This window comes from Collinsella sp. AF37-9 (genome assembly GCF_003475115.1).
Lineage (GTDB): Bacteria > Actinomycetota > Coriobacteriia > Coriobacteriales > Coriobacteriaceae > Collinsella.
Genome location: NZ_QROQ01000044.1, coordinates 1 through 9,480, shown reverse-complemented (window position 1 = coordinate 9,480; position 9,480 = coordinate 1). Strand labels below are relative to the sequence as shown.

The following is a 9,480-nucleotide window of genomic DNA, read 5'->3' as shown; positions in this document are numbered from 1 at the left end:
TCGGTCGGGTTCCACATGCCCGACTGGGAGGAAGAGCTGGGGGAGTACCTCAAGACTTTCGCCATGCAGGATGGTGAAGCCTAATGTTTGGTCAATATGGTCCTTCTGAGACGTTTAAAAATGTGTGGGCGCTACTTCTCACCAAGGTGTTGTTCCCTGGTGCGAGACTTGTCCGCCGCCCTTTTTACCTTCGTGGTGGCAAGTGTCGCTTCGTTTATGGTGAGGGTTTCACCTGTGGTTATTCTTGTCGTTTCGACCTTGCTGGTGACGGCACCCCTCTAATTGTCGGCAAGAACTGCAAGATAAACGATCGAGTTCATATCTCTGCGCATGAGAGTGTCGTTATCGGAGATAACGTGCTCATGGCTTCGAATATTTTTATATCTGATAACAGTCATGGGTCCTATGGCGACGATCCCTCGTTGCCCGATATGGCGCCTGATGATCGAAAGATAGTTACTAAGCCCGTGCGCATTGGCGATAACGTGTGGATAGGCGAAGGTGCAGCGGTGATGCCCGGTGTGACCATTGGCAACGGTGTGATTATCGGTACCAATGCGGTGGTGACTCGCGACGTTCCCGACAACGTGATCGTTGCCGGGGTTCCCGCTAAACCCATTAAACGATTTGTGGGGGGGGGTGGCTTCCCAGTGGAAAACGGTAAGACCCCAAAGGTAAGCATCGTCGTCCCCATGTATAACGTGGGCGAATGCGCCGCGGCTTGTCTTCGCTCTCTTATGGGCCAGACGTATAAAAACATAGAAATTGTGGTTGTTGATGATGGGGCAACCGATGATACGGCAGATATATGTGCCCGTACCATTGCGGATGATGATCGAGTTAAACTCGTGCACAAGGAGAACGGAGGCCTCTCTTCCGCTCGTAACTTCGGCCTCGCCCGTGCTACTGGCGACTTTGTCACATTTGTGGACGGTGACGATGTCCTGGACAAGTGGGCCGTGGGGCATATGGTTGCCCTTGCCCAGAAGACGGGAGTGCCGCTTGTCACATGTGAATATAAGAAGATTGACTCGACTGACGACTTTGGGTGTCAAGAGATTGGCGAAGGCAAGATCGTTTCCGGCGACGAACTTCTTGGAATGTTGCTTCTGCTTAACGGTGAGTCCGGCTCTGCCTGCGCGAAGCTGTATGCTAGGGAACTATTCCCGCTCCTTGCGTTTCCCGAGGGACAACTGTTCGAGGACTTTGGCGTTGAAGCTACTGTCTTCTCTAGTGTTGATAAGGCTTGTATTTCTGGCGCAGAGCTTTATGGCTATCTTGCCCGCGAGGGTTCCATTACTACGAATAAGAAATACGAAGACAAGCACCTTGAGGGCATGGAAGCGTCTTTGTCAACTGTGAGAGACGTGGTTGATGATAGACCTGAGTTGAAAGATGCGTTTGCTTGCTTTGAGGCTTTTTGCTCTCTTCGCGTTGCGTCGAGGCTGGATTTGAATAAATGCATCGACAGGCGCAAGGCTAAGGCTTATATCCTTAATGCGAGGAAACGCTGCAGGAAGGTCGCCGGCAACCCTCTTGCGAGCAAGACTTGGCGCTTTCGCTGCGGGCTTTTTGCATCTTCGCCAGCACTTCATAATCTTATATACAGCCTTTACGGCAACTTGACCGGAAAGGTCGTAGGATGATGGATACACTCGAGCTTGATTTGACAAACTCGCATCGCATTGTTCCTCGCAAATCTGACGCCGGTGCATATAACAACGCCTATTTTCTCCTCGCCCTTCTATCATGCTTTCTCTTTCCTTTTGCTTCGATTTTCTTCATTATTCTTTATATTAGGTCCGAGAAGCATTCGAGTGTGGGCCTGGCGATTCTGGTTGGTCTTTGCTCTGGCGCAATTGCCTATGGGGTTAATACGACATTAATGGCTGACATTGATCGATATACCAACAGTCTGCCTATCTTTCGTGAGACATCATTTTGGGACCTCCTTTCAATCAAGGGTGTCTATTCCTCTGTGGGGTCTCATGGTTACAACCTTTTTGCTTGGATTGTTTCGAGATTTAATGATGACCATCTTCTGCGAAGCGCAGTTACAGCAACTTTTTACTCAGTCTTGGCCTTTATTGTTGACGATTATGCCGTGCTTCAGGGGTGGTCGTTTAGGAGGACTTGTGCCGCCCTTTTGATTTCAGTGGCAATCCCGCCGTTTTTCAACGTTCTCTCTTATGCAAAAAGTACCCCGGCTTTTTCGTTGCTTCTGTTGGCACTCTATTTGGACTTTGGGAAGCGTACCGGGCCGGTTGTATTGATTTTGCTTTACGCCTTTGCCGCCTCTACTCATTCATCTGTTTTACCGGTGATAGCTTTAAGAGTTGTGCTGCTTTTCGTAAAAAATGAGATTGCCATTTACGGCATCAGTCTTGCATTACTTCCTTTATCAAATATGCTTTCCGCCGCCTTACCGGCCTCCTTCAGGACGATACCTGTTCTTTCTCTATTTATGAGCGCTTTGGATAAGTTTTCTGTATATAGCGAGTTCAGCGATTGGGGATGGGCCGCGGCATCTCAACATAGTGTGTTGCTTATGGGGTACCGATATTATTTTGAAGCTATCGCTGTTTTCTGCATCCTTTTGGTGTTTAGGCGTTACGACGTTTCTAAATCCGGTTTGCTTGTTTTTTCAGGCATTTGGTCTGCCCTATGCATTGCAGTTTCAGTATTTTTTGCCGCAGATGTTTTCTTTCGGTATGCGATGCCTTGCTCAACGTTGTTTGTCTTAGCTTCTTTGAGTCATAAGGATGATGCCGTAAATCTATTTATAGATATCGCACTTGCGATTATTGCGGTTATCGGTTTTGTCGTTCAGTGGGCTTATCTCGCAAGCGTCGCCGATATGTCCTGCTTTATTCTTCATGGTTTGTTCGGAGTTTAGTTTTGAGTTCTCAACACAAACATTTCTACAGCAATGTCGTTTGGCAGTACGGACTGCAGATTGTTAAGTACATTTTTCCCCTCATTACGCTGCCTTATCTGACACGTGTGCTTCTGCCGGAGGGTTACGCGATCTACGCGTATGTTGTGTCGTTCATGACTTTCGCCCAGACTTTCGTCGATTTTGGCTTCAACCTTTCCGGTACTAAACGCATAGCAAAATCCGAGACTGTCGAAGAGGAGAACCGGGCTATCGGCGCTGTGACAGAGGCTCGCCTGTTGCTTGGTGTAGTGACCGGCGCTGTCGTTGTTGTTGTGGCCTGGTTCATCCCCATTACTCATTCGAACATGCTATATACCATGCTTGCATTTGTCGCTGTATTCGGTAAGGCAGTTGCTCCGGACTTTCTTTTCCAGGGACATGAAAACATGGGTCCATTGACGACTCGCTATTTTGTCTCGAAGGGTGTCTCTACTGCCTTGACGTTCGTCGTTGTCCATTCTATCGATGACATTCTGTGGATTCCTATTCTCGACATCCTTTCGAGCGTTATTGCCCTTGCCTGGTCTTTCATTTCCGCCAAGCGAATGTTCGGTACCACCATTACGTTCGTCCCCCTATGCGAGGCGCTTTCAGAGCTGAAGGTTTCCGCGCTCTATTGTTTCTCGAACATGGCCTCCGTCGTTTTTTCCGGTTTCACTACGCTTTTGATTGGTATCGTGATTACCAACAAGGCGATGATTTCCTACTGGTCCCTTGCTGTGACTGCAATTAATGCCATCCAGTCCCTTTATTCGCCAATTGTGAACAGTCTGTACCCCCATATGGTCAAGGGGGGTGACTACGGTTTTGCAAGGAAGTTGCTCCTTGTCTCTATACCCGTCCTGCTCATTGGCACCATCGCTTTCGCAGCGCTTTCCGATGTAGTTATGCTCGTGCTCGGTGGCAAGGACTATCTATCAGGTTCCTGGGTTATCGCCTGGGCTTCACCCGTACTCCTGTTTTCCTTCTATGCAACGATGGTCGGCTGGCCGATTCTTGGCGCCTCTGGCAAAGTCACTGAGGTTACCTCCACCACAGTTGGATCTGCTGTATTTTGCATTGTTTCGCTTTTGACCGTGTCTGCAATAGGAGTCGCGAGTTTGCAGGTCATTTGCATCATCCGTTGCCTTACTGAGGCAATTATGTGCGTGAGTCGCATTTGGCTCGCGCGCGGATACTTGTTTCCGTCTCGAAGTGTTACCGCCGATTGCGAAAGGTAAGGAATAAGAAATGAAAAAGTGCGTCGGTATATTGTCACGCCATGCAGTACCGAACTACGGTTCCATTCTGCAAGCATATGCCCTTCAGGATGCGTTCGCCTCAATGGGTATCAATGCTGAGTATGTTGACTACCGCATCCCCCGGGACTTTCCTTTAGCAGATGCCATGAGGACCTCTGGCGCGCTCGGTCCGATTCGTGCGATTCCAAAAGCGATTGGTGCCCGTAAGTTCGAGGCGATGAGGAGTGATTTGTTGAAGCAGAGCCGTAGGGTTACCGACTCAGAAGAGCTCGGTAAGCTTCTTGCGGAGTACCCTGTCCTTTGTGTGGGAGGCGACCAAGTGTGGAACATCATGTCTGATGGAAACATCGAGGGCGCCTACCTTTTGGAGGGCGCATCAGACGATGCCTACAAGTTCTCCTTCTCTTCCTCCTTTGGTAAAAATGGCCTCGATCCACGCGAACGCGAACGTGCCGCCAAAGCGTTTGCGCGCTTTGATAGGCTTTCAGTGCGCGAGGAAAGTGGGCAGAAAACTCTTGAGGAAATGGGACTTGAGGCGCAAACTGTTGTCGACCCCGTGCACCTGCTCTCAAAAGAGGCCTGGTTTGATCGTGTTGAGCCTCGTGCTCCCCGCGGGGTGAATGGGAAGTACTGCCTGATCTACAACCTGCATCCAAGCGATGCATTCGACCGCTATTCTGCTGCCGCATGCAAGTCACTCGGCCTCGAGGTCGTTAGCATTCGTCCGTCGCTTCGTAAGACGATGGGGAAGAATTTGTTCTACCCGTCGCTTCATGAATTCCTTTGGCTGTTTGACAATGCTACCTGCGTGCTCACGGATTCATTCCACGGGACTGCTTTTTCGCTGCTGTTCAATACGCCCTTTGTCGATATTCTGCCTGAGCAGTATGCGGAGCGTAACAAAGCAATTCTTTCTCGCTACGGGTTGGATTCCCGCATAAGCACGGAGCTTCAGCCAGAAGAGCTTTGCCTCAACGATTTTGATTGGGCGGGCGTCAATGAGTCGCTTGCCGTCAACCGTGAGTCCTCCTCGGAGTTCCTTTGTGACACCGTTGGCGAGTTCTCCGCCCGTCTTGCTCGCTAGAATAATGAATGGAAGGTCCTATTTTGAGTCAGCCATCTGTTTCCATCATCGTCGCTGTTTACAAATCTGAACAATTTCTGCCGAAGCTTCTTCATTCCTTTGAGGTTCAAACCCACAAGAATCTCCAGATTATTCTCGTTGACGATGGTTCTCCCGATGACAGTGGTCGCATCTGTGATGACTATGCTACACGTGACCCTAGGGCTATTGTTATTCACAAGCCTAATGGCGGCACTTGCTCCGCTAGGAATGCGGGACTTGGTGTCGCGACGGGTGACTATCTCATGATTGTGGACGGTGACGACTGGCTGGAGCCCGATTGCGTTGAATATTTGGTCGACTTGGCTGAGAGCACTGGCTCCGACATGTCCTACTCGGTGAATCTCTTTACAACGCGTGATAGGGAGCAGATTGTTGAGGACGTCTGGGAGACCTGGTCGGCAGAGCGCGCCACCTCTGCCATCATCTATCCCTTTATGCGGCTGGGGCCTTGGAATAAGTTGTACAAACGTTCTGTAGTTGTCGACAACAATATTTCGTTTTCCGTTCCTTGGTTCGGCGAGGGTCTGTACTTTGCTACCGAGGTTGCACAGCACTCTAATCATGTGGGCGTTGGTAGACGTAAGGTCTACAACTACCGTTTGAATAACTTGGGGAGCGGTCTTACCAACTACAACGTTCAAAATGGCAAGAATGCCCTCGGAAATATTAAATTCATTAAAGAGAACCTGACTCTGGACTCTCCGATGGTTCGCCACGCATGCGATTGGCATATCTGGCGAAACTACGAGTTCCTACTCACTCAGATAATAGGTGCGGATGAAATGGACTCCGAAGGCAAGCTCGCGAAAGAATGTACGGCGTACGTTAGGAAGAACTGGCTGTCCGTGTTCAAGAACAGCGAGGTCGGCCGTTCCGAGAAAGTAAAGATCGCATGCTGCGGCATGGCACCCGTGCTTTACGCGAAGCTGGTCATAGATCGAAATCGGAAGGGGCTTGAGGCCGATAAAGGCAAGTTCATGGATGTCGAGGAGTAGGTGCATGGCGAATTTAAAGCACGCAATCAAGCAGGGCATCGTCGCTCTCAAAGCCAAGAATATACAGCCTGTGATGCAGACCGTCGGCGATGAATGCTTGCTCAAGGGGAAGACCGCCCTCGTAGTGGGAGGCTCAGGCGGAATCGGCAAGGCGGTCGCCAAGGCGTTCCTGAAGAACGGCGCGAATGTTGTCATCGCCGGCACTAGGCGCGCGAAGGTCGACAAGGTGGTGTTAGAGCTTGGCGGGAATTGCGCCGGGGTTGTTGCCGACCTTGCCGAGCCAGAGACCTTTTCGAAAGTCATCGACGAGGCGGTGGCATTCTACGGCCCCATCAATATCCTAGTCAATTCTGCCGGCGTTCACACCGAGGACGTCTCCATGGGCGGGTTTCTCGATTTTTCAGTTGAGGAATACGATCGCATCTTGGACATCAACCTGCGCGGCGTCTACTTCATGGTGCAGTCTGTTGCAAAGCGCATGATTTCCGATAAGGTCAGCAATGGGCATATCCTTATCGTCTCATCCTCGGCCGGCAACGAGCCCGCATGGTCTCCCTACCGCGTGTCGAAGTGGGGTCTGAAGGGCATCACTGAGGGCATGGCATCCGCCCTGGTTCCTCATGGCATTGTAGTCAACGCGATTGCGCCCGGCAGTACGGCGACTCCTCTTCTTGGCGTCGAGAAGGGCGACAGCATCTCCGCTGAGGACAACAGGCTTGGCAGGTTCGCCATGCCCGAGGAGATCGCAGAGTTCGCCGTGATGTTGGCCAGCCCCATGGGCGACATGGTCGTTGGCGACACTTTGTACGTCTCCGGTGGCCGTGGGGTCTGTGATATCCGGTAGCGGCTTTGCGGGCGCTTCAAAGTATGAGATCGCCTTTACCGTAGAAGCAGCCTGGCTGCCTCGGAGGCTTGCGTCGAACCGTCTTCGAGGGAGACTAAGCATCGAAACAGCCTCTTTGCCAAGCCTTCGGTTGCGATGAAACTTATGGTACAACTTTTCGATGTGACACCTCCGATTGCGGTGTTGTACCAGGTCCTGCCTCCGTTGTCAGAACATTGCCATTGAAATGCGGCCGCGTGCTCAGCATCGATTGAGAACGAGGCCTCAATTCCTGCGCTCGTTGCGCAATCTTTCGGCTGCGTGGTGATCCTCTCTTTATTCGACAATAACGAGAGTTTGGCGTTTTGAGTCGCAGCTGTTGTTCCATCCTGGAAGGTGACAACGCACCTGTAGAGACGTTTCGCAAGTGCGGCACTGGCGGTGAACCGCAGCGTAGGCAGCTTTGAGGCGGCATTGCCAATCCCGGTGTCGTACCAGCCCTTCCCATCATTGTCGGAACATTGCCACTGGTACGAGATGGCACCTAGGGCTCGCACGGAGAAAGACGCTTCGGATCCTGTCGAGGCGGCCGTGTCTCGCGGTTGCCCGGTTATTTGGTTAGCGCTTAGTTTTAGTTGCGCAGTGTTTGAAGCCGAGCTAGTCCCATCAGGGAAGAATGCCAAGCATCTATAGCGGCGTTTTGACAATCCCGTACTTGCAGTGAACTCGATTCTCGCCTGCGTGGAAGTCTCACCTCCGATCCCCGTGTTGTACCATGATCTGCCCTCATTGTCGGAGCATTGCCACTGGAACGAAGTAGCCCGCTCTGCTTCGATGGCGAAGAACGCTGTTGACCCTGCGGCAGTTGTGCAGTCTTCGGGCTGGGAGCTGATGGCGTATCGGGCGACAAGGACGAGGCGTGCGGGCTCGCTTGCGAGGGTGCTGCTGTTCGGGAACGAGACTAGGCAGCGGTAGAGCCTCTTCGCGAGCTGGGCATTGGATGCAAACCTCAGGGTTTTCTGCCTGGAAGTTTCGCCGCCTATACCCGTGTTGTACCAACTTGAACCTCCGTTGTCGGAGCATTGCCATTGGAACGATGTCGCGCTTGGTGCCGTTACGGTGAATTCGGCTTGGGCTCCGTTGTATACTTCACAGTCCTTCGGCATGGTTGTTATGGCGTACGTGGTCTCATAGCTTGCTGTGAGGTCGTACTTGGCGCTCCATTTGCTGTTCGATTCTTTTGTGACGCTAGATGCCGCAGTAAGCTCAACCTTGGTGCCACCGGTCTTCCACTCCCTCTGATTCATCGCATAAGCAACAATCCCGTTCTGAATCCCCGAGATACTCGGCGGGAAGGACTGGTTATCTGCATTGATGGAAAAGCACTCTTCCTTGGCATCCAGGTGCTGCTGAATGCGGTCGGCATACTTCTCGGCCCATTCATCGGCTTTGCCGTTTCGCGCAAAGTAATTGTTGGAAAGATCGGTTGAGCGGTAGGCGTAGCCGTCCTTCTGGTAGTTTGCCGTGTGGTCGGAGTGGGCGATTGCCATGAGCTCGTCGGTCAGGCCAAAGTACAGATGGCGTTGCTCCAGGTCTCCGTACCAGTTGTCGCTGGTGTCTTCCCAGGTTAGGTCCATCTGGCACCATTTGCCGTCGATCTTTACGGCGTTCCAGGTGTGGCCGTTGCCGGTGATGCGGCCGTTGGCGATGCCCGCGGCGTCAAGGAGCTTGGAGTAGATGCGCTGGTAGCTCTCGCAGGTGCCCGTGTGCCGGGTGAGGCCGCTTTCGGCCGAGCACCAGTTGAGGCTGTGGTCGTACTCCAGCTGGTCGAGCGTCCAGTCGTGGAGCCACAGTGCCATGTCGTATTCCGAGCCGTCTGTTTCTTGTTTGCACTGGGCTACGGCGTTGTTGACGATTTGTGTGACGCTTGGGCGGGCGGGGTCGTTGACGGTCACCTCTGCCGTGGTGCGCAGGTAGTAGATCCCCTTGTCGTTTTGGGGGTCGTTTCTGTCGTTGTCCATAAAGTAGAAGTAGATGCGGTACGTGCCCGATGCCGTGAAGTCAAAGGTAAAGTCGTGGCCGGCGGTGCCCAGGCTGTGGTAGCTGGCCCATGTCGCGCGCGACGGGTCGCAGACGGTTTCTTGGCTGCCGCCGTCCCAGTAGGTGGGCACGTCCATGCGCGCCTTGGCCTGGGACGAGCCGTTGGTCTGGGTTACGTGGAAGGTCGTCGCGGCGCCCGCGGGGGCGTCGTTCCACGAGACGGTGAAGGTGACGCCGTTTTGGCTTGCGGTGTCGGAGTGGGCGTAGGTGGATCGCGTCGAAAATGTTGGTGTAAGGGTGGCTCCCTAGCGTCCGTT

Annotated in this window: 7 protein-coding genes; 6 read left to right on the top strand and 1 reads right to left on the bottom strand. The window is 52.5% G+C overall.

All coding sequences use genetic code 11. From position 1 onward, the window contains the following. The first annotated feature begins 83 nt into the window (after window positions 1-83). From DW024_RS10305 to DW024_RS09560, 6 genes are read left to right on the top strand one after another with little or no spacing between them, the layout of a single operon-like run. Window positions 84-1,646, top strand: coding sequence for a glycosyltransferase (locus tag DW024_RS10305; protein ID WP_118377585.1), 1,563 nt, complete (start codon window positions 84-86; stop codon window positions 1,644-1,646). After that, the gene (locus DW024_RS09580) at window positions 1,646-2,896 is read left to right on the top strand and encodes a hypothetical protein (RefSeq protein ID WP_147327475.1); all 1,251 of its coding nucleotides are present in this window, start codon (window positions 1,646-1,648) and stop codon (window positions 2,894-2,896) included. The genes DW024_RS10305 and DW024_RS09580 overlap by 1 nt, the downstream gene beginning before the upstream one ends. Window positions 2,897-2,898: 2 nt before the next feature. Next, the gene (locus tag DW024_RS09575; RefSeq protein WP_158572194.1) at window positions 2,899-4,158 is read left to right on the top strand and encodes an oligosaccharide flippase family protein; all 1,260 of its coding nucleotides are present in this window, start codon (window positions 2,899-2,901) and stop codon (window positions 4,156-4,158) included. A 10-nt stretch (window positions 4,159-4,168) separates the two neighbouring features. After that, entirely contained in the window at window positions 4,169-5,263 is a 1,095-nt protein-coding gene (locus DW024_RS09570) for a polysaccharide pyruvyl transferase family protein (protein ID WP_117794229.1), read from the top strand. A gap of 8 nt (window positions 5,264-5,271) precedes the next feature. Then, the gene (locus tag DW024_RS09565) at window positions 5,272-6,300 is read left to right on the top strand and encodes a glycosyltransferase (protein WP_118377583.1); all 1,029 of its coding nucleotides are present in this window, start codon (window positions 5,272-5,274) and stop codon (window positions 6,298-6,300) included. Window positions 6,301-6,304: 4 nt separating this feature from the next. Then, on the top strand, window positions 6,305-7,144 hold the full coding sequence (locus DW024_RS09560) for an SDR family NAD(P)-dependent oxidoreductase (protein ID WP_158572193.1): 840 nt from the start codon (window positions 6,305-6,307) through the stop codon (window positions 7,142-7,144). 35 nt (window positions 7,145-7,179) lie between these two features. On the opposite strand, the gene DW024_RS09555 is transcribed toward DW024_RS09560, so the two are convergent. Beyond that, window positions 7,180-9,300 carry a transglutaminase domain-containing protein gene (locus DW024_RS09555; protein WP_118377581.1) on the bottom strand — a complete coding sequence of 707 codons (2,121 nt, stop codon included), beginning with the start codon at window positions 9,298-9,300 and terminating at the stop codon, window positions 7,180-7,182. Window positions 9,301-9,480 lie beyond the last annotated feature (180 nt).